The sequence below is a fragment of the Rhodococcus sp. NKCM2511 genome (assembly GCF_014905595.1).
In the GTDB taxonomy this organism is placed as follows: Bacteria; Actinomycetota; Actinomycetes; order Mycobacteriales; family Mycobacteriaceae; genus Rhodococcoides; species Rhodococcoides fascians.
On record NZ_BNHJ02000001.1, the window covers coordinates 2,925,232 to 2,951,100 of the forward strand.

Sequence of the window (25,869 nt, forward strand, 5' to 3'; positions counted from 1 at the left end):
TGCCGTATCGGGCCGTTTTGGAAGACAGCGGCCCGATACGGTAATCTCATCCCTCGGTTCGAGGAGAGCAATTCTTCGGCCCGAAGCAGTATCGAGGGCCTATAGCTCAGGCGGTTAGAGCGCTTCCCTGATAAGGAAGAGGTCGGAGGTTCAAGTCCTCCTAGGCCCACACCGAACGAACGAAAAGAGGCAGGACGTGAAAATCCTTCTTCTTGTTGCTTCGGTGGTGATCGCAGTGCTGACAGTATCGAAGGTGCGCTCCACGCGCAGCTCGGAAGGCGTCTGGCACAGCATCTCCACCGGGTGACAATCGCTCGGAGAGAACGTGTAAAGTTCGTGCACGTTCGACAGCAACACCCGGGGCCTTAGCTCAGTTGGTAGAGCGCTGCCTTTGCAAGGCAGATGTCAGGAGTTCGAATCTCCTAGGCTCCACAATCAAAAGGACGTCCACTCCGATGGGCGTCCTTTTTCGTGTCTGCACTCGACTGTCGCTCACCCCAAGTCCACTCGATTGCCCCTCACTCCAAGTCCACTAGATGTGACATTGACCCCCGAAAAGTCCACCGAACGTGACATCGAGTCCCGGCGGAGTGGCAGGGATGCATCGACCGCTGTTGTGACTCGGACCAACCGCTGTCGAGATCGGTGCCCAGATATCCAGATCATTGTTCGATTCGTTTCGCATCACGTCCGCGGTCCCTAGCGTTCTTCGGGTACAGCAGCGTCGGTTCTCGGATCGACGGGACAGGTCGCGACGGCGCACCGCAGGGGGGTGTGCCGTCGTTCGATCTCGGCGTCTCGGATCGGTCTTCGGTTCGGGCGTCTCATATTTCTCGGAGGAGCCCCACAGATGACGCGTGTTCTCGATCATGAAGAGCTGTTGACCGAACTCGACGGCACGTTGGAAGCCAACCTGAATCGCCATCTGTCGATGGCGAAGGAGTGGCATCCGCATGATTACGTGCCGTGGGATCTGGGTCGCAATTTTGCAGCGATGGGCGGAGAGGACTGGTCGCTGGAGCAGTCGTCGTTGTCGGAGTTGGCTCGCACAGCGATGATCACCAATCTGTTGACCGAAGACAATTTGCCGTCGTACCACCGCGGTCTGGCCGACAACTTCTCGTTGGACGGAGCCTGGGGCACCTGGGTGGGCCGTTGGACCGCGGAGGAGAACCGTCACGGGATCGTGATGCGCGACTATCTGGTCGTCACACGCGCCGTCGACCCGGTCGAGCTGGAGCGGGCTCGGATGCACCACATGACGGTCGGCGTCGATGCCCCGATGGACGGCTCCAATTTCTTGCATTCGGTGGCGTACGTGACGTTCCAGGAGCTCGCAACGCGCGTGTCGCATCGCAACACGGGTCTGGCCTGTGGTGACCCGATTGCCGATCGAATGCTGGCCCGGGTGGCCGCCGACGAGAATTTGCACATGATCTTCTACCGGAACCTCGGCGAGGCGTCGCTCGACCTGGTCCCGGACCAGATGGTGCGTGCCATCGCCGATGTCGCGACGGACTTTCAGATGCCGGGACTGAACATGCCGAACTTCCGCAAGAACGCCATGATCCTGGCGAAGCACGGGATCTACGATCTCCGCCAGCATCTGGACGAGGTGCTGATGCCGGTGTTGCGGAAATGGAACATCTTCGAGCGCAACGACTTCAGTGGTGAGGGCGAACGCGATCGCGATCGTCTGGCCGCATTCGTCCAGGATCTCGAGGCGAAGGCGACGAAGTTCGAGGAATCACGCGATCGCCTGTTGGCGCGGGAGGCAGCGCGGGCCGAGAAAGCGTCCTGACCTGCTACGGAATCGCTGCTGCGGGTCGTGATCGAAGCTCGGAGGTGTTAGAGTCCGGTCACGGGTGGGCCCGATGAGGCGATGGTCGTAGTGCGTGGGGAGGGCCGATGGTGCCTGGGGGGAATCGCGTGAGCGGTGGTGTCCGGTTCGTTGCGTGCCTCGGTGAGGCGTCACGCGTAGTCGACGGTGTTTGCTGGTGAGCAGATTCAGGTTCGACGAGTCCGGCCGGATGCTGGCGGTATTCGCCGCGGTGACCACGGTTCTCTACATCGCGAACGGCATCGCATCGTGGTCGGACCTGTCCGGCCCGCAGCAGCTCTTCGCCGCGCTCGCAGTGGTTCTGGGGCCGGCGGCGATCGTTGTTCTCGCCCGGGCAGGAGCGCCGAGTCCCAAGCATGCGGTCGGCACCGCGACCGCTCTGTCGGTGGGCGCGCTTGCCTGTGCATTGGGTAGTAGTAACACGATGCCCGCGTTCTTGATCTGCGTGCAAGCGGCGATGTTCCTCGGCATGCACATCGGTGCGTTCTGGTCCGAGCGCGACGCTGGAATATGGGTTGCGGTGCTGGCCGTGTCTGCGGTCGTGGGTGCCGCCGTCGCCCCCTACGGCACGCCCTTCATCAGCTACATTCTGGTCGCCCTCGGCATCGTCGGCGCAACGGAAGTGTTCGGTGTGTTCGCGCGTCGAATGCGGTATTCGGCCACTCATGACGCGTTGACGGGCCTGCTCAATCGATTCGGTTTCGAGTCGAAGATCGAGAAGATGTTGCCCGCGTGCGCCGCTCGTGGTCTGACGGTCAGTCTGGCGGTGCTCGATCTCGACAACTTCAAGGAGATCAACGACGAGTACGGCCACATTGCCGGCGACGTGTTGCTCACTCGCGTCTCGAAGGCGTGGAAGGGGCAACTGACGAAACGGGATGTTCTGGGCCGGCTCGGCGGTGACGAATTCGTCCTGTTCATGCCAGGGGTTCTCGAGGCCGAAGCCTGGCAGGTCATCGACGGCTTGCGCCGATCCCATCGAGCCGAGTGGAGCGTCGGTCTGGCCTGTATGCCTGCCGGCCGCCGGTGGGGTGAGATCTACCGCGCCGCGGACGCAGACCTGTACCGCGCCAAGCGGAGTCGTCCCCCGAAGGCGTCTCGCCATACCGAGCCCGGCGACGGACATCGCGGGCCGGTACGCAGAATCGTGTAGCGATACACCGATGTGGCCGTCATCCCCAGATTTCATCCACAGCCTGGGGATAGATTCCTTCCTACACCGTTTCGCTGACGTTGACTCGTCGAGTACGACGACAACTCTGCGGGAGGGATTGCGATGGTCACGCTCGATGACGTCAGATCATGGGACAGTCAGGCGTTGACCGCCGTCTCGAATCAGTTCATGCACAGTTGGCGCGAATTGACCGCCGTGCACAGTTCACTGCTGGAGACCGTCGTCGACGACGGATGGCAGGGCCCCGCGGCAACGGCATACCGAGATGCCATCGGAGCTCTCCGTGCGCAGGTGGGGGACTGTGCGACGGAGCTACTGCGGGTAGCGCTGTGCACCGTTCCGGCGGCCATCGACATGGCCGGACTCGTCTCGGCGCTGACCGCTCTGGAATCGAACGCCGCGCGCGAGCACTTCGATATCCGACGCGACGGTTCGGTGACCGACGTGCTGACGTCGTATTCGGTTGCGCAGCAGGACTTGTCGTCGACCATTCGCGATCGGCGTCGCCGCTGCACCGAGTTGGCCGAACGCATCACCCAACTGATGCGAGCCGCGACCGCGTTCGACGACGATCTGGCCCGACGACTCGCCGGCGACATCTCACCGGAAAAGGTGGCGACGGCAGGGGTATCGGATGTGCCGGTCGATGGGAGTCCGGCCACGAATGCGGCGTTCTGGAGCGCACTCTCGCCCGCCGAGCGCACACGACTGCTCGTCGAGCACCCGGCTCTCATCGGCAATCTCGACGGATTACAGGGTCGAGTTCGGGATTCCGCGAACCGCCGTGTACTGGCCAGTGAGCGCGTCCGACTGCAGGCTGTGGCGGAGGAACTCGGAAAGCAGTTGCAGAACAACACTTTCGGAGGCCTGTTCAGTGATGCCGACGCCGGCTTGGAACAGACGCGAACACGGTTGAGTTCGCTCGACGCGATCGAGAGCATTCTGGCGCAGGGTGACCGGCAATTGTTGGCGCTCGACAATTCGACGTATGCGGAGACCACTGCCGCGATTGCGGTAGGGGACGTGGACACGGCAACACACGTGGCGGTGTTCGTGCCTGGCCTCGGCTCGACGGTCCACGGAGACGCGGTACGTTACGACGGCGATCTGGAAAATCTCAAAGCTACTGTGGAGCAGATATTTTCGGAGGATCCGCCGCCCACCGTCGCAGCCGTGACGTGGATGAACTACCAGGCACCACAGCTGGGATGGGGCCTGCTCGATCCCGATCGGACCGTCGTATCCGATGCAGCAGCGCACGCAGGGGCGACGCGATTGGTGCCCTTTCTGGAGGGCCTCGATGCGGCCCGGTCGAACGATCCACATCTGTCGGTGCTCGCACACTCCTACGGATCGCTGACCGCGGCCGCAGCCCTGCACGAAAGCACCGGCGTCGACGAGTTCGTGGCCCTCGGATCACCTGGCCTCGGGACCCACAGTGTGAGCGAACTACAGGTTCCCGACGGTCACGTTTTCGCGGCGGAGGCGCGCGGGGACATCGTGGCCGATATCGGTGCCTTCGGTCGAGATCCCGGAACGCTCGATGGAGTGACTCAGCTGGCCACTGACGAGGGCGACGGGCGTCCGGGCGCGACGGGTCACAGCGACTACCTCACGGACGGTTCGAGCGTCGAACACAACGTCGCGCTGGTCGTGGCCGGCCGGGGTGACGACGCAGAAACCAGGCCCCGGCCGGGCCTGTTCGATCTACTACAGAAGCTTCTATACCTGTGACGTCGACTCGTCTTCGTAATCGACCAGGCTGGGCGGCGCATCTGCGGGCGGCGGCACCTCGTGGCGGCGACGGCTGAGGTAGAACACGACACCTCCGACGACGACAGCGGCAGCTCCGAGCGCCAGGACGCGACGCTTGTTTCCCGGCGTCCGATCAGTCGTGAGAGCTGCCTTGGTCAGATCGGCCCGGGCAATTCGCTCGGCAGTCGCCGCGCGACGCTGCGCAGCCTGCTTACGCGCCAGGCCGTAGCCGCGCTTGGCGAGCAACAGGCCCACTCCGGCAGGGCCCTTGCTCACGACGGAAGCGGCACCGAGCAGCGTCGACGCCGCCGTACCGGTGGAGGAGTGAACCCGCTCGGTTTTCGTTGTGCTCGTCATGCCCTCACTGTTCCACAACAGCGCCCCGATCGACCCTCCCGATACACCACCTGTGAACTACCCGGTCGCTCGAGATGGCACGATGGTGAGCGTGACTTCACCAAACAAGACCCAAACGGCAACGCTGCACACCAACCGCGGCGACATCGTCATCGAACTGTTCGGCAATCACGCCCCCAAGACCGTCGCGAACTTCGTCGGTCTCGCGGACGGGTCGAAGGAATACACGACGCAGAACGCGTCGGGTGCCAAGACCGGACCGTTCTACGACGGCGCAGTCTTCCACCGCGTCATCGACGGTTTCATGATCCAGGGCGGCGACCCGACCGGAACCGGCACCGGCGGACCGGGCTACAAGTTCGAGGACGAGTTCCACCCGGAGCTCTCCTTCGACCGCCCCTACCTGCTGGCCATGGCGAACGCAGGCCCCGGCACCAACGGCTCGCAGTTCTTCATCACCACCGGCAAGACCCCGCACCTCAACCGCAAGCACAGCATCTTCGGTGAGGTCACGGACGAGGCGTCCAAGAAGGTCGTCGACGCCATCTCGAGCACGCAGGTCGGCCGCGGCGATCGCCCCGTGGAAGAGGTCGTCATCAACAGCATCACCATCGCCTGATTCGGTTGTAGAAGGAATTACACGATGACAAACCCCGGCTGGGGTGGCGCGTACGGCGACCAGCCCAACCCACCCCAGTCGGTGTGCGTCAGACATCCCGATCGCCCGACCGGCCTGGCCTGCTCTCGATGCGGCCGGCCCGCGTGCCCACAGTGCCTGCAGCCCGCGGCCGTCGGGCAACACTGTGTCGACTGTGTGCGCGACGGCAACAAGAACGTCCGGACCGCACGTACGGTCGCCGGCGCGCCGATGACACGCTCGGCCAAGACACCCCTGACCTTCGCGCTGATCGCGATCAACGTCGTGATCTTCGGTATCACCGCCGCTCAATCCGGCGACCTCATGAGCAATTTCCGCGGATCCTCGCTGGCCGACGCCTGGGCACTGAACAGCCTGCTGGTCGCGGACGGCGATGTGTGGCGCCTCCTCAGCAGCGGGTTCATCCACATAGGACCCATCCACCTGCTGGTGAACATGTTCGCCCTGTACATCATCGGCCGAGACGTCGAACTGGTGCTGGGCCGCAGCCGCTACCTCGCCGTCTACTTCCTGTCGCTGCTCGGTGGCAGTGCATCGGTCATGCTGTTCGAGAACCCTCTCGCAGCCACCGCCGGCGCGTCGGGTGCCGTATTCGGATTGCTCGGTGCGCAGGCCGTCATTCTGCTGCGACTCAAGCGCTCCCCGACCCCGGTCCTGATCGTGATCGCGCTGAACATCTTCATCAGCATCTCCATCCCCAGCATCTCGCTGTGGGGTCACATGGGCGGATTGGTCGCCGGAGCGGCAGCCACCGCCGGATTGGTGTTCCTACCCAACCGCAACGACGCGCAGCCTCGTGCCGGGATATCCCTCGCCTGGCTCTCCGTGGCCGCAGTAGCCCTGATAGCCCTGGGCACCATCGCGGTCCGAGTCCTCGACCTCCGCGCGCAGATGGGCCTCTGAAGTCCACTGAATGTGCCATTGACCCCCGAAAAGGCCACTGGACGTCACATTGACTCCCGACGACGCCGATACGCGGGCTCGGCAATCACCATGGGCTGCTGGCTGGTACCCGGCGGCTTTGCGACGGCTCACTGGTCCACTAAATGTGCCATTGACCCCCGAAAAGTCCACTGAACGTCACATTGAGTACCCCGGAGGGGTCGGGGTCGGGGACGGTGGGCGGTCAGTTGTTCGGCGGCACCAGACCGTAGGTGTCGAGTACCTCGAACACGTCGCGTGGGTCGGCTCCCAGGTCCCATCGACCGAAGATGATGAGTCGATCGTCGTCCTCGTCGGGTGGGCGGACGTCCAGTTCGAGCATCGGCACTCGTCGTCCCAGTCTCGGGTAGCGGACCACTTTGATTTGGACGATGTCGGCGCGCGAGTACGTGCGTGTGCCGGTGAGTCGTTTCATCACCAGGGAGCCGTCGGGTGTGATGGCGAGTCGGGGGCGTTGCGCGGCCGCGAGGGCTGCCATTACCCAGGTTCCGACGGCGGCGAGTCCGACGAGGAAGGTTCCGGCAGCGTCCGAGGAGGCGAGGACGGCACCGATGGCGAGTGCGATACCGCCTGCCACCAGCGCGCCGACGGCTACGGCCGGCGTCGCCCATCGGTGTTCGTACACACCCTGTGGATGGTTGGGAAAGTTATCCACAGGGTTTATCCACATTGGGGATGAATGACATGGGTGTAACTCGGCCGGCTCTCAGCGCCATCGCATGGTCATGACGAGGCCGACGACCATGAACCCGAATCCGATGAGGAAGTTGTACGCACCGAGGTTGCCGATGAACGAGATGTCTTCCTGGGCCAGGTAGTACACGATCAGCCACAGCAGCCCTACCAGCATGAATCCGAGCATCAGGACCACGTACCAGACCGGCGACGGGCCGGCGTTGACCTTCACCGGCGTGCGGTTGGCCGGGTTGATCGAGTAGTCGTTCTTCTTCCGTACCTTCGACTTCGGCATTGCGTCCTCTTCGTGTTCTTGACGGTCATCGGCGTGCGCCGTGCCTGTGGACAACTGACGGTGACAACCTGTGGATCGATCGAGTTGCGTGCATCCCCAGGTTATTGTCTCCCGGAGAGCCGTGGCGGTCATCCACCCGGTTTGTAGTACACGCTAACTCAGATCAGCGCAGCACCGACCTACCGAACAGTGGCGAGCACTCTGTGAGACGACGATCGACCGATTCCTCCGAGACCCGATGGTGGGTGCTCGCTGTGGCGGTGTGCGCTGTGGTCGGTCTGCTGCTCGGTACCACGAGGCATGCCTCGGACGGCAACGAGTTGCGGGGAGGCGACACGACGCGGCTCGCCGATCTGGTCGATTCGGCCCAGAGAAGCAGCGACGATGCGCTGCGCAGTAGAGATGCGCTGGAGCAGCAGGTCGATCTCCTGCAGCAACGTACGGCGGCGGGCGACTCCGAGGTGGCCGACGCGTTGGCCCGGGTCGACGCCCTCTCGGACGCGGCGGGCCGGGAGGAGGCGTCCGGCACGGGGTTGACGGTGACGATGGCCGACGCTCCACGCGGTCCCGACGGGTCGTATGCGTCCGACGCGTCTCCGGACGACCTGGTGGTTCATCAGGTCGACGTGCAGAGTGTCCTCAACGCCCTGTGGGCCGGTGGTGCGTCGGCGATGGCGATGCAGGATCAGCGTCTGGTGGCGTCGTCGGCACCGCGGTGTATCGGGAATACGCTGCTACTGGGCGGCCGGACGTACAGTCCGCCGTACGTGATGACGGCTCTCGGCGACCCGGATCGACTGCGGGCGGCGCTGGACAACGAGCCCGGGGTGCGGCTGTACGAGCAGTATGCGTTGCGCTACGGCCTGCGCTACGAGGTCGCGGCCTATCAGAACCTCTCGGTTCCGGCGTACACCGAATCGGTGCGCATGCGTTTCGCGGAGCCGCGCTGAGTACGCTGTCGACATGCGCATTCTCGTCGTCGACAACTACGACAGCTTCGTCTTCAACCTCGTCCAGTACCTGGGCCAGTTGAACGCCGAGGTCGAGGTCTGGCGCAACGACGACGAGCGACTCGCCGATCGCGACGCTGTCGCCGCGGAGTTCGACGGCATTCTGCTCAGCCCGGGCCCGGGAACCCCGCAGCGCGCCGGGGCCACGATGGATCTGGTCTCGGCGAGCGCGCGGGCCACAACCCCGCTGCTCGGTGTGTGTCTGGGCCATCAGGCCATCGGAGCTGCGTTCGGCGCCACGGTCGAGAAGGCCCCGGAGTTGCTGCACGGTAAGACCAGCCTCGTCCATCACACCGGCGTCGGCGTCCTGGAAGGGATGGGCGAGCCGTTCACGGCCACCCGCTATCACTCGCTGACCGTCCGCGAGGACACCATCCCCGCGGAGCTCGAGATCATCGGCCGTACCGAATCCGGCCTGGTGATGGCCATGAGGCACACCGAGCTACCCATTCACGGCGTGCAGTTCCATCCGGAGTCCATCCTCACCGAGGGCGGGCACCGGATGCTGGCCAACTGGCTCGCAGTGTGCGGTATGCCCACCGATTCCGGTTTGGTGGGAACCCTGGAGGCGCAGGTCGCCGAGGCCTTCGCCTGATCGCTAACGCCCGGGGATACCCAGGGCACCGATGCTGATCGTGACGGTGTCGGACTTGCTGATCTCGGATCCTGCCGGCTGCGTCTGATTCACCACTCGCCCGACCATCAACGGATCCAGCGTCGCTTCCCTCGTCGCCGTCAGTTCCGCTGCCGTGCCCGTCCAGCCGGCCGACTGCAGCGCGGCCAACGCCTGCGCCTCGGTCAGACCGGCGAGGTCGGGCATGGGGATCTTGTCGCCGTTCGACACCCGCAGCGTGACCACGGTGTTCTCGGTGACATTGGTGCCGCCCACGGGGTCTGTGGAGACGACCTGACCCGTCGGCTGTCCCGAGTCGATGTTCTGAACCTGGACGCGCAGTCCGGCTCCCTCGACGTTCGGCTGCGCCACGTTCACGAGTTGCCCAACGACATCGGGCATCCGAACCTGCGCGGGCCCGGTGCCCAGCGTGATGCGGACCTGCGAGTTGGCGTTCATGCTCACGCCCGAGGACGGATTCTGCTCGACGACCTTGTCGAGGTTCTCGGGTGACGACGGAGCACGGGCGACGGTGGCATCGAGCTGTAGGCCCACCTCGTTCAGTGCATCCGACGCCTGCTGCTGGGTGAGGCCGGTCAGTCGCGGAACCTGCACCTGCTGCGGTCCGGAGGACACGTCGAGCTGGATGTTCCCCGGCGATTCGGTCTGTGATCCGGCCGCCGGATTGGTGCCGATGGCCGAGCCTTCCGGAATCGCCGCGTCGGGCTTCTCCTGGATGCTCACTCGCAGGCCGGCTTCTTCGAGTTGACGCTGCGCCTCGTCTGCGGACAGTCCGACGACGGTGGGCACGGCGACGGTCTTGGGGTCGGCACCGGGACCGAGCGACCACAGGAAGGCGCCGACGATAGCGACGACGATGATCGCGGCCGCCGAGATCAACGCGATCTTGAGGCCGCGGCGGTTCTTCGGTTCGTCGTAGTCCTCCGTGTGGCGTGACGACCGAGGTGCCGCGGTAGCCGCGGGCTTGTCCTTGCCGGAGAAATCGGCCTGACGGGAATCGACGGAGCCGAGGATGGTGGTTCGATCCTCGTCGTTCATCACCATGGGCGCACTCGGGCGCTGTCCACCCAGAACGCGGACCAGGTCGGTACGCATCTCGGCGGCGCTCTGGTAACGATTGGCCGGGTTCTTGGCCATTGCCTTGAGGATGATCGAGTCGAGTTCGCGTGGGACGGTGTCGTTGACCAGCGACGGCAGCTGGGGGTCTTCACGGACGTGCTGGTAGGCGACGGCGACCGGCGAATCCCCCTTGAACGGCGGCTCGCCGGTCAGGATCTCGAACAGCACGCACCCGAGCGAGTAGACGTCCGAACGCGCATCGACCTGTTCCCCGCGGGCCTGCTCGGGCGAGAGGTACTGCGCGGTTCCGATCACGGCGGCGGTCTGAGTCATCGGCGAGGACGAGTCGGCGATGGCACGGGCGATGCCGAAGTCCATCACCTTCACCGCGCCTGCATTGTTGATCATGATGTTGGCGGGTTTGACGTCGCGGTGCACGATGCCGTTGCGGTGGCTGAAATCGAGCGCAGCACAGACGTCGGCGATGACCTCCATGGCCCGACGCGGCTCCATGGGTCCTTCGGCGCGCACGATGTCGCGCAGGGTGTCGCCGTCGACGTATTCCATGACGATGAACGGGAGCGGACCGGCTTCGGTCTCCGCTTCACCGGTGTCGTAGACGGCGACGATGGCGGGGTGATTGAGCGCAGCAGCGTTCTGCGCCTCACGTCGGAACCTGAGGTAGAACGTGGGGTCGCGAGCGAGGTCGGCGCGCAGAACCTTGATGGCGACGTCACGATCGAGTCGGGTGTCCCGAGCGAGGTGAACCTCGGACATACCGCCGAAACCGAGTATCTCGCCCAGCTCGTAGCGAGAGGAGAGCGTACGGGGAGTCGTCATCGTTGTCCTTGTGGTGCTTGCGGGAACGGAATCTCGATCAGCGGCCTGCGAGTCGTCGTCTGGGTGGGCTGCGCCGAGGTCGTCGTGCTCTCTTCGGTGGTCGTCGGCTCCTCCGAGGTGGTCGTGGTCGTCGTGGTGGTGGTTGTCGTTTCTTCGGTGGTCGTGGTTTCTTCGGTGGTGGTCGTCGGCTCGGTGGTCGTTGTGGTCGTGGTCGACGGCTGCGTGGTGGTCGTGGGCTGCACGAACGGTGTCGGCGAGTCGTCCCTGCCACCGGTCAGCAGTACGTAACCGCCGATCAGGATGGCCAACAGCAGGAGCGCGCCGCCGCCCCAGGCCAACGTTTTCTGTGCCGAGGACATGCCGGTCTGCTCGGGAACCGCTGCAGCTGCAGTGCCGGTAGCCGGGCCCCGGTAATCCCGTTGCGAGGTCGGCATCATCTGGGTGCTCGACGGCGGAGGCGGCTGCGGGCTGGGCACGACCCCGGGCATCATGACTCTCCCGGTTCCGGTACCGCGCGAGTTGCCGGGTGCAGGCGGCCGACGGCCGGCGCGAACTGCGGCGACGGCGTCGGCGAATTCACCGCCGTTGGCGTACCGGGCGGCCGGATCCTTGACCATCGTGATCTCGATGAGCTCACGGACGGCAGGTGGTAGGTCGACCGGCATGGGTGCCGGTGCTTCGCGGACGTGTTTCATGGCGACGGTCAAGGCGCCGTCGCCCACGAAAGGCCGTGTGCCCGCGAGTACTTCGTATCCGACGACGCCGAGTGAGTAGACGTCGGATGCCGAGGTCGCCTCTTCGCCGAGGGCTTGCTCGGGAGCGATGTACTGGGCGGTGCCCATGACCATTCCGGTCTTGGTGACCGGGGAGGCGTCGACGGCCTTGGCGATGCCGAAGTCGGTGATCTTGACCTGCCCGGTGGGGGTGATCAAGATGTTGCCGGGCTTGACGTCGCGGTGGACGACCCCTGCCGTGTGCGCGATCTGCAGTGAGCGCCCGGTTTGTTCGAGCATGTCGAGGGCATGGCCGAGCGGCAGGCGCGACATGCGACCCAGCACTGCGTTGAGGGGTTCGCCGTTGACCAGTTCCATCACCAGGTAGGCGAGCGATTCGCCTGCACCGTCGCGGGTCTCGCCGTAGTCGTACACCCCGGCGATTCCGGGGTAGTTCAGCTGAGCGGTGGTACGGGCCTCGAACCTGAAGCGCTGCAAGAACTCCGGGTCCTCGGAAAACTCGGCTTTGAGAACCTTCACGGCGACACGGCGGTCGAGGCGATTGTCCATCGCCTCCCAGACCTGTCCCATGCCGCCGGTGGCGATGAGGCGCAGCAGTCTGTAGCGCTGCGCGATGACGGCTCCGTTACTCAGTGGCACCGATGCTCACCTCCCCTGCAATGCGGCGGCGATGACGGCGCGGCCGATGGGTGCTGCGACCGAACCGCCGGTGGCGGCGAGGGCTCGATCTCCGCCGTCCTCGACGATGACGGCGATGGCGACCTTGGGGTCCTTCGCCGGTGCGAATCCGATGTACCACGCGTGGGGCGGGGTGTTGCGAGGATCCGAACCATGTTCTGCGGTACCGGTTTTCGACGCGATCTGCACCCCGGGGATCTTGCCTTCCCCGCTGGTGTTGTTCTCGGAACCGATCATCAGATCGGTCAGGGTCGAGGCCGTATCGGGGCTGATCGCCTCACCCATCGATTGGGGTTGGTAACTGGACAGGTCCGACAGGTCGGGAGACTGCAACTGCTGCACCAGGTTCGGGGCCATCCGTACACCGCCGTTGGCGACGGTCGCGGCAATGACGGCGTCCTGCAGCGGGGTCAGCGCCACGTCGCGCTGACCGATGCTGGACTGGCCGAGAGCCGCGTCGTCGTCGATCGATCCGATGGTGCTGTCGGCGACGGTGAGCGGGATGCTGGTGTCCTCTCCGATACCGAACTTGGCGGCGGTCTCGCGCATCTTGTCGGCACCGGTGTCGATGCCCAGTTCGACGAAGGCGGTGTTGCACGACCGTGCGAATGCCTCACGTAGCGAGGCGGTCTGACCGCCTCCGCACGTCGAACCGTTGTAGTTCTCGAGCGTCGTCGACGTTCCCGGAAGGGTGATGTTCGATGCGGCCGTGAGTTGATCGTCCGGGGTGGCGCCCGCTTGGAGCGCAGCAGCGGTCGTGATCACCTTGAACGTCGATCCCGGTGGGTAGGTCTGCGAGATCGCGCGGTTCACCAGCGGCTTGCCCGGATCGTCGCTCAGGTTCTCCCACGCGGTCGACGTGGTGCTGCCGTCGTGGCTGGCCAGCAGGTTGGGGTCGTAGCTCGGCGTGCTGGCCATGGCGAGAATGTTGCCGGTGGCGGGGTCGAGGGCCACGACGGAGCCGGTGTATCCCTTGGCGGTCAGCTGGTCGTACGCCACCTGTTGGACGACCGGGTCGATGGTGGTGACGACGTTGCCGCCGCGGGGATCCCGGCCGGAGATGAGGTCGAACAGGCGTCCGCCGAACAACCGGTCGTCGGATCCGTTGAGTACCGGGTCCTCGGCGCGTTCGAGACCGGTGCTCGAGTACAGCATCGAATAGAAGCCGGTGATCGGGGCGTTGGCCTGCGGGCTCGCGGGGGAGATCGAGTTCTGCGGGTACGTGCGCAGGTACTTGTAGCGATCGTCCGTGGCAACCGACGATGCGAGAACCTGGCCACCGGCCGAGATCTGACCGCGCTGACGTGAGTACTCGTCGAGCAGAACGCGGGAGTTCCGCGGGTCGGTGCGCAGGTCGTCGGCCTTGATGACCTGAACGTAGGTCGCGTTGGCGAGCAGGGCGACCACCATCACCATGATGGCGATGGAGACGCGGCGTAGGGGAGTGTTCATGCGCGCTTCACCATTTCGGTCGGCGCCTCGGCGATCGGGGCGGCCACAGCGGGCTTCTTCTTGGGGGTCGCAGGCTCACGCGCTGCGTCGGAGATCTTGATCAGCAAGGCCACCAACAGGTAGTTCGCCAGCAACGAGGATCCTCCGTACGACATGTACGGGGTGGTCAGACCGGTCAGCGGGATGAGTTTGGTGACGCCGCCGACGACGACGAACAGCTGGACGGCGACGGTGAACGAGAGCCCGGCGGCGAGCAACTTGCCGAAGCTGTCTCGGACGGCGAGCGCAGTACGCATTCCGCGAATGACGAACAGCAGATACAGGATCAGCACTGCGGCCAAACCGATGAGGCCGAGTTCCTCGCCGACGGTGGCGATGATGAAGTCGGTCTTGGGGAACGGAACCTGCGACGGGCGACCGCTGCCGAGGCCGGTGCCGGCGAGCCCGCCGGTGGCCAGACCGAACAGCGACTGGGAAATCTGGTAGCCGGTGTCGTTGTAGTCCGCGAACGGGTCCAGCCAGGTCAGTGTCCGCACGCGCACGTGGCTGAACGCCTGGTAGGCGAAGAAGAATCCGACCATCAGCAGACCGCTGCCGATGATGATCCAGCCGACACGTTCGGTGGCGATGTAGATCATCACCAGAACGGTGCTGAAGATCAGCAGCGAGGTGCCCAGGTCCTTCTCGAACACGAGCACCGCGACCGAGACGATCCACACGACGATGATGGGCCCGAGATCGCGAGCGCGCGGGAAGTCCATGCCGAGCCAGTGTTTGCCTGCCGTGGTGAACAGTTCGCGCTTGGACACCAGCAGTGACGCGAAGAAGATCAGCAGCAGAATCTTGGCGAATTCACCGGGCTGCAAACTGAAGCCAGGCAACCGAATCCAGATCTTGGATCCGTTGACCTCGGAGAACGCCGACGGCAGCAGCGCGGGAATGGCGAGAAGGATCAACCCGGCCAGGCCGAGGGTGTACCCGTAGCGAGCCAGGGTGCGGTAGTCGCGCAGCAGCACCAGCAGTGCCACGAAGCCGGCGATGGCCAGCGTCGTCCACAGAACCTGCTGGTTGGCGTCGGGCGAGGGAATGGGGTTGCCGAGGTACTGCGCCTGTTGCTGATCGGCCAGGTCCAGTCGATGGATCAGCACCAGGCCGAGACCGTTGAGCAGCGCGACGATCGGCAGCAGCAGCGGATCCGCATAGGGGGCGAACCGTCGAACGGCCAGGTGCGCCACCGTCACCAGTGCGAGGTAGGCCAGCGCGTACTTGGCCAGGTCCCAGGTGATCGTCTGTTCCTGGCTGGCTTCGACGAGGATCAACGAGATGGTGGTGATCAGGACCGCGGCACCGAGCAGCAGCAATTCGACATTGCGACGATTCGACTGGATCGGTGCGGGAGCGAACCCACCGGGAGGACTCGGAAAGGAGCCTCCTGCGGACGGATTGGAACTCATCGAGTACCGGTCCTGCAGTTCTGGCCTGGGATCTGCGCGACGGTCGGTGTCGGCACGGCGGTAGTGGTCGGGGCAGCTTCCGGAACGGGCTCCGGCGCGGGCGGAGGCAACGGCACTCCGGGTGGCGCGATGATCGGCGTCGTCGGGGCGGGTGCGGCCGTGGTGGTCACTGCCGGCTCGGTCTCGCAGACCTCCAGTAGGTCTCCCGAGGCCAACCGTTGCACCTGACCGCGGGCGTCGTCGAGAGAGCCCGACGGGAGTCCTGCGGTCACCTGCTCGCGCGCGGCCGGCAACAGGTCGTCGATCTCGAACGGGACGCAATCGGCCGGCGCGGCGTCGGGTGCGGTCAATGTGACGCCACCGTTGTCGTCGAGGCAGCCGATCAATTCCACGCTCTGCAACGAGTACCCGAGAACGGAACCGGGGAGACCGCGCAGCACAGTGACCTTGCTGTTGTCCGCACCCACGTAGTAATTGCCCTTGATCACCGAATTGGCAACCACGACACCGATTCCGGCCAACACGATCAGGGTCAGCGCGATCAGCGACCACCGCAGTTTGTGCGACTTCTTCTCCGGTGTCACCACAGGGGCGGTCACGCGCTTGGGCGTCGTGCGCGGGGGACGCATGGCGGCGGCGCGGCCCGCTGCAGTGTTCGGCGGCGGAGCGTCTTCTTCGTCCTCGGTGCTGGCTGCGCCGCCGAGAATCGGGTGGCTCTGGCCGTAGTCGAGGTCGATGACGTCGGCGACGACGACGGTGACGTTGTCGGGACCGCCGCTGCGCAGGGCTAGTTCGATGAGGCGGTCGGCGCACGGCCCGGTCTCGCCCTCGGCGAGGGTGTTCTCGATTGTTTCGTCGCTCACGACGTCCGACAAACCGTCGGAGCACAACAGGTAGCGGTCGCCGGCACGGACCTCGCGGACGGTGAGCGTCGGCTCGATCTCGTTACCGGTCAGCGCCCTCATGATCAGTGAGCGTTGCGGGTGAGTGTGCGCCTGTTCGGCGGTGATGCGGCCTTCGTCGACCAGTGACTGGACGAACGTATCGTCGCGGGTGATCTGAGTGAGCGAGCCGTCGCGCAGCATGTAGGCACGCGAGTCACCGATGTGCACCAGACCCATTCGCTTGCCCGCGAACAGGATTGCGGTCAGCGTGGTTCCCATGCCGTCGAGTTCGGGCTCGTCTTCCACCTGGTCGGCGATGGAGGCGTTGCCCTCGCGGGTGGCGGCTTCGAGTTTGCCGAGCAGATCCTCGCCCGGTTCGTCGTCGTCGAGGTGCGCCAGCGCGGCGATCATCAACTGCGAGGCCACTTCGCCTGCGGCGTGACCGCCCATGCCGTCGGCCAGAGCCAACAGTCGTGCACCTGCGTAGACGGAGTCCTCGTTGTTGGAGCGAACGAGACCGCGATCGCTGCGGGCGGCGTAGCGGAGAACAAGGGTCACGGGCGCAACTCGATCACGGTCTTGCCGACGCGAACCGGAGTTCCCAGTGGAACGCGTACAGCGGTGGTGACCTTGGCTCGATCGAGGTAGGTGCCGTTGGTCGAGCCCAAGTCTTCGACGTACCAATCTCCGCCGCGAGGCGAGAGGCGAGCGTGCCTGGTGGACGAATAGTCGTCTGTCAGAACGAGAGTCGAATCGTCTGCGCGTCCGATCAGAACCGGCTGAGTGCCGAGCGAGATGCGCGTGCCGGCGAGGCCGCCCTGGGTCACCACGAGGTACTTCGCCACCTTCTGCTTGTTGAACGACGGGAGCACCTTCGAGCCACCGGAGTAGCGGGCGGGCACACGCATACCGGCTGCGGCATAGATGTCACTGCGCAGCGTCCGAAGAACGGCCCAGACGAAGAACCACAACAGAAGCAGAAAACCTGCCCTGGTCAGTTGCAGAATCAATCCCTGCACGACGATTCACCTCCTCCTTCGCGATCGGACCTGCATCCCCCACAATCCGACGCGGCGGCGCGACAGACATGGTTGTCTCGCAGCATCATAGGGTGCAGTCGCTCGTGTGGACGACATACGGGTGGGCGAACCTGCGAGTCGAGGAGACGAACATCTCGGTCGGCCGGGCCACTCCGGTGATCAGACGATCCGGACCAGAATCTCGGAGTGACCGGCGCGGATCACGTCGCCGTCGGCCAGTTGCCAATCCTGGACGGGTGCACCGTTGACGGTGGTTCCGTTGGTGGATCCCAGATCGGACAGCATGGCCACTCGGCCGTCCCAGCGAATCTCGATGTGTCGGCGTGACACTCCGGTGTCGGGGAGGCGGAACTGGGCGTCCTGGCCGCGCCCGATGATGTTCTGTCCGTCCCGGAGCTGGAAGTAGCGGCCGCTGCCGTCCTCGAGCTGAAGGGTCGCGGCGAGCGCCTGGGGCTGACCTGCGTAGGACGCCGGCTGGTCGTAGCCGTAGCCGTCCCCGCGATCACCGGCACCCTGGGGGTAGCCGCGGCCGTAGGGCGCTTGGGCAGGCGGGTAGTCGTAGGCGGGCTGCTGGTAGCCCTGCTGTGGGTAACCGGCACCCTGCGGCTCGGCGTAGCGGCCAGCGGGCTCGCCGTACGCCTGCTCCTGGTAGGGAGCCTCGCTGTAAGCACCGCCCTGCTCGCCACCGTTGTAGTCGTAGCCGGCACCGTTGTAGCCCTGCGCGTCGTAACCCTGCGCGTTGTAGCCCTGCGCGTCGTAACCCTGGGCGTTGTAGCCCGCTCGGTCGTAGCCCTGGGCGTCGTAACCCTGCTCCTGGCCGTTGGGTGCTCCGTAGGCCTGGTCGTATCCCTGATCCTGGCCGCCGGCGGCGCTGTAGGCCTGGCCGTGCTGGGCGTACGGCTGCTCGTCGTAGCCCTGGTTCTCATAGCCCTGGGCGTTGTACGGCTGCTGGTCGTAGCGCTGATCTCGATCGGCGGGCGCGTAACCCTGCGCGTCGTATCCGTTCTGCTCACGCGCCGCGTAGCGGGGATCCTGGCCACCGGCGTATCCGTTGCGCGCGCGCGGATCCGGACGATGTCCGTCCGCGGGGTCGCGCTGCGGGTCGTAGCCTGGGTTCTGCGTCATGTGGCCGGCTCCTGGTATCGACATCGGTGGGGCAGTCGGTCGCTGCGTGGCTGAAGGGACGGGACGGGCTGGCTGTGCCGACGCGTTCTGCTGAACAGAGCTGTTCTGCGCAGCAATCGCCGATCGTCCCACATCGGGATCGACCGAGCCACTGGCCCGGAACTGTCCGGTGTGAAGGGTGGGCGACGGTTCGAAGCGAACCACCACGTCACCGTAGGTCTGCCACCCCTGATCACGGATGTAATCGTCCAGGTGACGCGAGAAAGCCTTGACCGTGAGCTCGCGATCACCGGCAAGTTCCTCGTGATCCGAGCTGTTGATCGTGATCACGTAGTTGTTGGGTGCCAGGTAATGACCGCCGTCCAAGGGGCGAACGAGATCGGACGCCTCCTGTTGCAGCGCCGCCTCGACTTCGGCCGGTACGACGCCGCCGCCGAACACGCGGGCGAAGACGTCGCCGACAGCGCTCTGCAGCTTGCGTTCGAAACGCTGAACGATGCCCATCGTGACCCCTCCTCTCACTGTGTTCTTCCACCCTGTGGTGCCTGTTGCCTACAACGGTGCGACGGCCGCGTGTCATCACGAAGTCGCGCTGCAAGCATGATATACGGTGCGGCCGACAGCAACGCTGTGCCGCCGGTTGCTCGGGGCCGCTCGAGACGGCGATTTTCGAGCACGGCGGGGTGCGTGTTAGTGTTCTCGCCGTCACCCGGGCGGGTGGCGGAATGGCAGACGCGCTGGCTTCAGGTGCCAGTGTCCTTCGGGACGTGGGGGTTCAAGTCCCCCTCCGCCCACCACACTGGCCGCAGCTGATCTCGATCGCTGCGGCCAGTAGTTTCTTCGAACCCCGGCGTGTGAGCGCGGGTGATGCCTTACATTCGTGTAGTTCGACAACGATGTCGACGTGTCGATGCAGCGCCGGATTCCGGACCCCGTCGATTCGGTGGAAAATCGCAGGTGAGAGCCCGAAGTAGGCTTACCTTATTTGCGAGAGCACCCTGGTACTGACTTATCGTTCGTAATTGGATCGGCCTCACCACGGCCTGATCCGTCGAGACCTTCACTTTTCTACCACGAGCCCACCCGCCCGTGCAGAGGAAAGCGTGGAAGATCGACAGGTGCTGCTTCAACGGCGAGGACGCACCGCAGGCCGTTCGAGCAGCCGGTTACACCACACCGTCGCCGACGAGTTTCAAGGCTGGACTTATCCGAAGGCTAGGTATGAAGCACACTCCGGGCCCGCAAGGCCTCTACGATCCCGTCAACGAACACGACTCCTGTGGTGTCGCATTCGTGGTGGACATGCACGGTCGCCGCAGTCGCGACATCGTCGAGAAGGCGATCACCGCACTGGTCAACCTCGAGCACCGCGGTGCCGCGGGCTCCGAACCGAACACCGGCGACGGTGCGGGCATTCTGATCCAGGTACCGGACGCGTTCTTCCGCGCCGTCGTAGACTTCGAGCTCCCCGCACCCGGTGCCTACGCAACAGGTGTCGCATTCCTGCCGCAGGGCCGCAGCGACGCCGCACGCGCGTGCGAGGGTGTCGAGCGCATCGTCGAGAGCGAAGGCATGACCGTCCTCGGATGGCGTGAGGTCCCCACCGACGACTCCTCCTTGGGCGCGTTGGCGCGCGACGCGATGCCGACGTTCCGTCAGTTGTTCTTCTCCGCTCCCGACGCGGCGATCACCGACCTCGAACTCGAGCGTCGTGCCTTCGTCATACGCAAGCGCGTCGAACACGAGTTGGGTGAAGAGGGCGCAGGCAAGGACGGCCCCGGTCGCGAGACCGTGTACTTCCCGTCACTGTCCTCGCAGACGTTCGTCTACAAGGGCATGCTGACCACGCCCCAGCTCAAGGGCTTCTACCTCGACCTGCAGGACGAGCGCGTCGAAAGTGCACTGGGACTTGTGCATTCGCGTTTCTCGACCAACACGTTCCCGTCGTGGCCGTTGGCCCACCCGTTCCGTCGGGTCGCACACAACGGTGAGATCAACACCGCGACCGGCAACGAGAACTGGATGCGCGCCCGCGAGGCCCTCATCACCTCCGACGTGTTCGGTGGCTCGGAAGCGCTCGAGAAGATCTTCCCCGTCGTCACCCACGGAGCCAGTGACACAGCACGTTTCGACGAGGTGCTCGAACTGCTGCACCTCGGCGGCCGCAGCCTGCCGCATGCCGTGCTGATGATGATTCCCGAGGCCTGGGAGCGGCACGAATCCATGGACCCCGCACGTCGGGCGTTCTACAAGTACCACTCCTCGCTGATGGAGCCCTGGGACGGACCGGCCTCGGTGTGCTTCACCGACGGGACCGTCATCGGCGCCGTTCTGGACCGCAACGGTCTGCGCCCCAGCCGCTTGTGGGTCACCGACGACGGCTTGGTCGTCATGGCTTCCGAGGTCGGCGTGCTGGACATCGACCCGTCCAAGGTCGTCCGCAAGGTTCGCTTGCAGCCGGGCCGGATGTTCCTGGTGGACACCGCGCAGGGCCGCATCGTCTCCGACGACGAGATCAAGGACGAACTCGCCGCCGAGCACCCGTACCAGCAGTGGCTCGACGAGGGCCTGACGTCGATCGACGATCTGCCCGAGCGGCCGCACGTGCACATGCCGCACGATCGCGTGCTGATCCGCCAGCAGATCTTCGGATACACCACCGAGGAACTGAACGTGCTGGTCTCGCCGATGGCGAAGTCCGGTGCCGAGGCCATCGGTTCGATGGGTACCGATACCCCGATCGCCGTGCTGTCGGCACGTCCGAGGATGTTGTTCGACTACTTCTCGCAGCTGTTCGCCCAGGTCACCAACCCGCCGCTCGACGCGATCCGTGAAGAGATCGTCACCAGCCTCGGCGGCACCATCGGTCCCGAGGGCGATCTGCTCAACCCGGGTGCCGACGGCTGCAAGCAGATCGTGCTGCCCCAGCCGATCCTGCACAACGACGACCTCGCCAAGCTCGTCCACATCAACGACGAGGGCACGCAGGAAGAGCTGCGCTCGGTGGTCGTTCGTGGCCTGTACCCGGTTGCCGAGGGCGGTGAGGGTCTCCGAAAGGCGTTGGAGGCCATCCGCGCTCAGGTTTCCGCTGCCATCTCGGGCGGAGCGCGCATCATCGTGCTCTCCGATCGAGAGTCCAGTGAGAAGCTCGCTCCGATCCCGTCGTTGCTCCTCACCTCGGCAGTGCACCACCATCTCGTTCGTGAGAAGACGCGCACCAAGGTCGGTCTGATCATCGAAGCCGGTGACGCCCGCGAGGTCCACCACATGGCTCTGCTCATCGGATTCGGTGCGGCAGCGGTCAATCCGTACATGGCCTTCGAGTCGATCGAGGACATGATCGAGCGCGGTGCCCTCACCGGCATCGACTTCGACAAGGCCGTCGGCAACTACATCAAGGCCGCAGGCAAGGGCGTGCTGAAGGTGATGTCCAAGATGGGCATCTCGACCCTCGCGTCGTACACCGGAGCCCAGCTGTTCCAGGTCATCGGCCTGTCGCAGGAACTGGTCGACGAGTACTTCACCGGGCTGAACAGCCACCTCGGCGGTATCGATCTCGACCAGGTCGCCGACGACGTCGCAGCGCGACATGGCGTCGCGTACCTCGACAACCGTCAGGAACGCGCACACCGTGAGCTCGAGACGGGCGGCGAGTACCAGTGGCGTCGGGAAGGGGAGTACCACCTCTTCAACCCCGACACCGTCTTCAAGCTGCAGCACTCCACCCGCACCGGTCAGTACGACATCTTCAAGGAATACACGAAGATGGTCGACGACCAGTCCGAGCGGCTCGCGTCGCTGCGCGGTCTGTTCCGCTTCAAGACCGAAGAGCGACAGGCGATTTCGATCGACGAGGTCGAGCCGGCCAGCGAGATAGTCAAGCGTTTCTCCACGGGTGCGATGAGCTACGGCTCCATCTCGGCCGAGGCGCACGAGACCCTTGCCATCGCGATGAACCGTCTCGGTGGACGCTCGAACTCCGGTGAGGGCGGCGAGGACGTCTCGCGCTTCGAGCCGGACGAGAACGGCGATTGGCGACGCAGTGCCATCAAGCAGGTCGCGTCGGGACGTTTCGGCGTCACCTCGCACTACCTGACGAACTGCACCGACATCCAGATCAAGATGGCGCAGGGAGCCAAGCCCGGTGAGGGTGGCCAGCTTCCGGCTCACAAGGTGTACCCGTGGGTCGCCGAGGTTCGGCACTCCACGCCGGGTGTCGGTCTGATCTCGCCGCCGCCGCACCACGACATCTACTCGATCGAGGATCTCGCGCAGCTGATCCACGACCTGAAGAACGCGAACCCGTCGGCTCGTATTCACGTCAAGCTGGTCTCCGAGGTCGGAGTCGGCACCGTTGCGGCGGGTGTGTCCAAGGCGCACGCGGACGTGGTGCTCATCTCGGGCCACGACGGCGGCACCGGCGCGACGCCGCTGACGTCGGTCAAGCACGCAGGTGGACCGTGGGAGCTCGGCTTGGCCGAAACCCAGCAGACGTTGCTGCTCAACGGTCTTCGCGATCGCATCGTCGTGCAGGTCGACGGTCAGCTCAAGACCGGCCGCGACGTCATGGTCGCGGCTCTGTTGGGCGGCGAGGAGTTCGGTTTCGCCACCGCTCCGCTCGTCGTCTCGGGCTGCATCATGATGCGCGTCTGCCACCTCGATACCTGCCCCGTCGGTGTTGCGACACAGAACCCGTTGCTGCGCAAGCGTTTTGCGGGCAAGCCCGAGTTCGTCGAGAACTTCTTCATGTTCATCGCCGAAGAGGTGCGCGAGCTCATGGCCGAGCTCGGCTTCCGTACCCTCGACGAGGCCGTCGGCCAGGTCGGTCTGCTCGACACGACCGCGGCCAAGGAGCACTGGAAGGCGTCGAAGCTCGATCTGTCGCCGATCCTCGAAGAGGTCGAATCGGCGTTCATGAACCAGAACCTGTACAACACAGGCGTTCAGGATCACGGTCTCGACAAGGCCCTGGATCAGCAGCTCATCGCGGCCAGCCGCAATGCGTTGGACAAGGGCGAGAAGGTCGCGTTCGAGTCCAAGATCACCAACGTCAACCGCACCGTCGGCACGATGCTCGGACACGAGGTGACCAAGGCGTACGGCGGCGTCGGCCTCCCGGACGACACCATCGAGATCACGTTCACCGGCTCGGCCGGCAACAGTTTCGGTGCGTTCGTGCCCTCCGGTATGACGTTGCGCCTCAACGGTGACGCCAACGACTTCGTCGGCAAGGGCTTGTCCGGTGGACATCTCGTGCTGCGGCCGTCGCTGAACGCTCCGAAGGGATTCGTGGCCGAGGACAACATCATCGGCGGCAACGTGTTCCTGTTCGGTGCCACCAGCGGTGAAGCCCTGATCCGCGGCGTCGTCGGCGAGCGGTTCGCGGTTCGTAACTCCGGTGCCGTTGCTGTCGTCGAAGGCGTCGGCGATCACGGCTGCGAGTACATGACCGGCGGCAAGGTCGTCATCCTCGGCACGACGGGACGAAACTTCGGTGCCGGCATGTCCGGCGGCGTCGCGTTCATCTTCGATCCGAACAAGACGTTCGAGGCCAACCTCAACACCGAGCTGGTCGACATCGACGAGCTCGAGGGCGACGAATTCACCTGGTTGAAGGACATCGTCACTCGTCACCAGGAGCAGACCGGCTCCGAGGTGGCCGAGCGGATCCTCGCGGATTGGTCACAGCAGGTGAACCATTTCGTGAAGGTCATGCCTCGCGACTACAAGAAGGTACTGCTGGCCATCTCCGAAGCCGAGAAGAACGGCGCGGACGTGGACGAAGCGATCATGGAGGCAGCTCGTGGGTGACCCACAGGGATTTTTGAAGAACACGGTTCGCGAGGTACCCAAGCGGCGGCCCGTCGATCTGCGCCTGATGGACTGGAAAGAGGTCTACGAGGACTTCTCGAAGGACACTCTGCGCACCCAGGCCAGCCGATGCATGGACTGCGGCATTCCGTTCTGCCACAACGGTTGTCCCCTCGGGAACTTGATTCCCGAGTGGAACGACCTGGTGTTCAAGGATCGCTGGCGCGACAGCATCGATCGCCTGCACGCCACCAACAACTTTCCGGAATTCACCGGACGGTTGTGCCCCGCTCCGTGCGAGGCGGCGTGTGTCCTGGGTATCAACCAGGATCCGGTGACCATCAAGCAGGTCGAGGTCGAGATCATCGACAAGGCCTTCGAGGAAGGCTGGGTCACGCCGGTCTACCCGACGCACCTGACCGGCAAGACCGTCGCCGTCGTCGGCTCCGGACCGGCGGGACTTGCTGCAGCGCAGCAGCTCACCCGCGCCGGCCACACCGTCACGGTGTTCGAACGTGCCGATCGCATCGGCGGATTGCTGCGCTACGGCATTCCCGAGTTCAAGATGGAGAAGCGCCACATCGATCGTCGGCTCGCGCAGATGGAGGCCGAGGGCACCGTCTTCCGCACGGGTGTCGATGTGGGCGTGGACATCTCGGCCGACGAACTGCGCGAGCAGTTCGACGCCGTCGTGCTGTCCGGCGGTGCCACCGCCTGGCGCGACCTGCCCATCGAGGGCCGCGAACTCGACGGCATCTACCAGGCCATGGAGTTCCTGCCGCACGCCAACCGCGTCCAGCAGGGCGACTTCGAGCAGCCGCCGGTCAGTGCCGAGGGCAAGAAGGTCGTCATCATCGGCGGCGGCGACACCGGGGCAGACTGCCTGGGCACCTCGCACCGTCAGGGCGCGGCGAGCGTCCACCAGTTCGAGATCATGGCCCGTCCGCCCGAGGAGCGTGCCACCTCCACCCCGTGGCCGACGTACCCGCTGATGTACCGCGTCGCGTCCGCACACGAGGAAGGCGGCGAGCGCGTCTTCTCCGTCAACACCGAGCGTTTCGTCGGTGAGAACGGCAAGGTCACCGCACTCGAAGCATGCGAGGTCGAGTTCAAGGCCGGCAAGTTCGAGAAGATCGAAGGCAGCGAGTTCACCCTCGAAGCCGATCTCGTGCTCCTCGCCATGGGCTTCGTCGGACCCGACAAGGGCGGTCTGTTGACCGACCTTGGCGTCGACTTCAACCAGCGCGGAAACGTCGAACGCACCAACGAGTGGGTCACCAACGTGCCCGGCGTCTTCGTCGCCGGAGACATGGGCCGCGGTCAGTCGCTCATCGTGTGGGCCATTGCCGAGGGCCGCTCCTGCGCGGCCGCCGTCGACACCTTCCTGCAGGGAGCAACGGCACTGCCGTCGCCGATCGTGCCCACCCAGGCACCGCAGCGGTAGGTAGTTTT

General features: G+C 64.9%; 19 protein-coding genes and 3 tRNA genes. 12 read left to right on the plus strand and 10 right to left on the minus strand.

Going from position 1 to position 25,869, the window contains the following annotated elements; genetic code table 11:
* Positions 1 to 95: 95 nt before the first annotated feature.
* From JLZ96_RS13575 to JLZ96_RS13595, 5 genes are all read left to right on the plus strand, one after another.
* Positions 96 to 169: transfer RNA gene (locus JLZ96_RS13575), tRNA-Ile, on the plus strand.
* Between the two features lie 190 nt (positions 170 to 359).
* Positions 360 to 432: transfer RNA gene (locus JLZ96_RS13580), tRNA-Ala, on the plus strand.
* Positions 433 to 850: 418 nt separating this feature from the next.
* Positions 851 to 1,801 (plus strand): acyl-ACP desaturase, encoded by a 951-nt coding sequence (locus JLZ96_RS13585; protein ID WP_032367964.1) that lies wholly within the window; start codon positions 851 to 853, stop codon positions 1,799 to 1,801.
* Between the two features lie 196 nt (positions 1,802 to 1,997).
* A complete protein-coding gene (locus tag JLZ96_RS13590) occupies positions 1,998 to 2,993 on the plus strand; it encodes a diguanylate cyclase (RefSeq protein ID WP_228139313.1) in 996 nt (331 codons plus the stop codon).
* Between the two features lie 123 nt (positions 2,994 to 3,116).
* On the plus strand, positions 3,117 to 4,748 hold the full coding sequence (locus JLZ96_RS13595) for an alpha/beta hydrolase (RefSeq protein WP_201010360.1): 1,632 nt from the start codon (positions 3,117 to 3,119) through the stop codon (positions 4,746 to 4,748).
* Here JLZ96_RS13595 and JLZ96_RS13600 read toward each other — a convergent pair.
* Positions 4,737 to 5,126: a hypothetical protein gene (locus JLZ96_RS13600; protein ID WP_027494989.1), complete on the minus strand. Its 390-nt coding sequence runs from the start codon at positions 5,124 to 5,126 to the stop codon at positions 4,737 to 4,739. The genes JLZ96_RS13595 and JLZ96_RS13600 overlap by 12 nt on opposite strands.
* A gap of 82 nt (positions 5,127 to 5,208) precedes the next feature.
* Between JLZ96_RS13600 and JLZ96_RS13605 the strand changes: the two genes are divergently transcribed.
* Both JLZ96_RS13605 and JLZ96_RS13610 read left to right on the plus strand, forming a co-directional pair.
* Positions 5,209 to 5,745 carry a peptidylprolyl isomerase gene (locus tag JLZ96_RS13605; protein ID WP_094621787.1) on the plus strand — a complete coding sequence of 179 codons (537 nt, stop codon included), beginning with the start codon at positions 5,209 to 5,211 and terminating at the stop codon, positions 5,743 to 5,745.
* A gap of 24 nt (positions 5,746 to 5,769) precedes the next feature.
* Positions 5,770 to 6,687, plus strand: coding sequence for a rhomboid family intramembrane serine protease (locus JLZ96_RS13610; RefSeq protein WP_167326381.1), 918 nt, complete (start codon positions 5,770 to 5,772; stop codon positions 6,685 to 6,687).
* Between the two features lie 223 nt (positions 6,688 to 6,910).
* Here the strand turns inward: JLZ96_RS13610 and JLZ96_RS13615 are convergent, their stop codons facing one another.
* Both JLZ96_RS13615 and crgA read right to left on the minus strand, forming a co-directional pair.
* On the minus strand, positions 6,911 to 7,396 hold the full coding sequence (locus JLZ96_RS13615) for a PH domain-containing protein (protein WP_045841529.1): 486 nt from the start codon (positions 7,394 to 7,396) through the stop codon (positions 6,911 to 6,913).
* A 36-nt stretch (positions 7,397 to 7,432) separates the two neighbouring features.
* Complete coding sequence (gene crgA / locus JLZ96_RS13620) at positions 7,433 to 7,696, minus strand: cell division protein CrgA (protein ID WP_048319273.1); 264 nt, start codon at positions 7,694 to 7,696, stop codon at positions 7,433 to 7,435.
* Between the two features lie 203 nt (positions 7,697 to 7,899).
* Between crgA and JLZ96_RS13625 the strand changes: the two genes are divergently transcribed.
* Both JLZ96_RS13625 and JLZ96_RS13630 read left to right on the plus strand, forming a co-directional pair.
* Positions 7,900 to 8,646 carry a DUF881 domain-containing protein gene (locus tag JLZ96_RS13625; protein WP_032367617.1) on the plus strand — a complete coding sequence of 249 codons (747 nt, stop codon included), beginning with the start codon at positions 7,900 to 7,902 and terminating at the stop codon, positions 8,644 to 8,646.
* A 13-nt stretch (positions 8,647 to 8,659) separates the two neighbouring features.
* Complete coding sequence (locus JLZ96_RS13630; RefSeq protein WP_201010361.1) at positions 8,660 to 9,301, plus strand: aminodeoxychorismate/anthranilate synthase component II; 642 nt, start codon at positions 8,660 to 8,662, stop codon at positions 9,299 to 9,301.
* 3 nt (positions 9,302 to 9,304) lie between these two features.
* Here JLZ96_RS13630 and pknB read toward each other — a convergent pair whose 3' ends face one another.
* From pknB to JLZ96_RS13665, 7 genes are all read right to left on the minus strand, one after another.
* Entirely contained in the window at positions 9,305 to 11,239 is a 1,935-nt protein-coding gene (pknB, locus tag JLZ96_RS13635) for a Stk1 family PASTA domain-containing Ser/Thr kinase (RefSeq protein WP_032371410.1), read from the minus strand.
* Positions 11,236 to 12,612, minus strand: coding sequence for a serine/threonine-protein kinase (locus JLZ96_RS13640; protein ID WP_032385261.1), 1,377 nt, complete (start codon positions 12,610 to 12,612; stop codon positions 11,236 to 11,238). Before JLZ96_RS13640 ends, pknB begins: the two co-directional genes overlap by 4 nt.
* A 6-nt stretch (positions 12,613 to 12,618) precedes the next feature.
* Positions 12,619 to 14,103, minus strand: a complete 1,485-nt coding sequence (locus JLZ96_RS13645; protein ID WP_032373395.1) for a penicillin-binding protein 2 — start codon at positions 14,101 to 14,103, stop codon at positions 12,619 to 12,621.
* The gene (locus JLZ96_RS13650; protein ID WP_027494979.1) at positions 14,100 to 15,557 is read right to left on the minus strand and encodes an FtsW/RodA/SpoVE family cell cycle protein; all 1,458 of its coding nucleotides are present in this window, start codon (positions 15,555 to 15,557) and stop codon (positions 14,100 to 14,102) included. Before JLZ96_RS13650 ends, JLZ96_RS13645 begins: the two co-directional genes overlap by 4 nt.
* A complete protein-coding gene (locus JLZ96_RS13655; RefSeq protein ID WP_032385262.1) occupies positions 15,554 to 16,999 on the minus strand; it encodes a PP2C family serine/threonine-protein phosphatase in 1,446 nt (481 codons plus the stop codon). Before JLZ96_RS13655 ends, JLZ96_RS13650 begins: the two co-directional genes overlap by 4 nt.
* Positions 16,996 to 17,460: an FHA domain-containing protein gene (locus tag JLZ96_RS13660; protein ID WP_027494977.1), complete on the minus strand. Its 465-nt coding sequence runs from the start codon at positions 17,458 to 17,460 to the stop codon at positions 16,996 to 16,998. Before JLZ96_RS13660 ends, JLZ96_RS13655 begins: the two co-directional genes overlap by 4 nt.
* A gap of 180 nt (positions 17,461 to 17,640) precedes the next feature.
* On the minus strand, positions 17,641 to 19,110 hold the full coding sequence (locus JLZ96_RS13665; RefSeq protein ID WP_201010362.1) for a DUF3662 and FHA domain-containing protein: 1,470 nt from the start codon (positions 19,108 to 19,110) through the stop codon (positions 17,641 to 17,643).
* A gap of 207 nt (positions 19,111 to 19,317) precedes the next feature.
* Between JLZ96_RS13665 and JLZ96_RS13670 the strand changes: the two genes are divergently transcribed.
* The 3 genes from JLZ96_RS13670 to JLZ96_RS13680 all read left to right on the plus strand — a co-directional run bounded on the left by JLZ96_RS13670 (position 19,318) and on the right by JLZ96_RS13680 (position 25,861).
* Positions 19,318 to 19,403: transfer RNA gene (locus JLZ96_RS13670), tRNA-Leu, on the plus strand.
* Between the two features lie 424 nt (positions 19,404 to 19,827).
* Positions 19,828 to 24,417 carry a glutamate synthase large subunit gene (gene gltB, locus JLZ96_RS13675; RefSeq protein ID WP_201010363.1) on the plus strand — a complete coding sequence of 1,530 codons (4,590 nt, stop codon included), beginning with the start codon at positions 19,828 to 19,830 and terminating at the stop codon, positions 24,415 to 24,417.
* Positions 24,410 to 25,861, plus strand: a complete 1,452-nt coding sequence (locus tag JLZ96_RS13680) for a glutamate synthase subunit beta (RefSeq protein ID WP_032367609.1) — start codon at positions 24,410 to 24,412, stop codon at positions 25,859 to 25,861. The genes gltB and JLZ96_RS13680 overlap by 8 nt, the downstream gene beginning before the upstream one ends.
* Positions 25,862 to 25,869 lie beyond the last annotated feature (8 nt).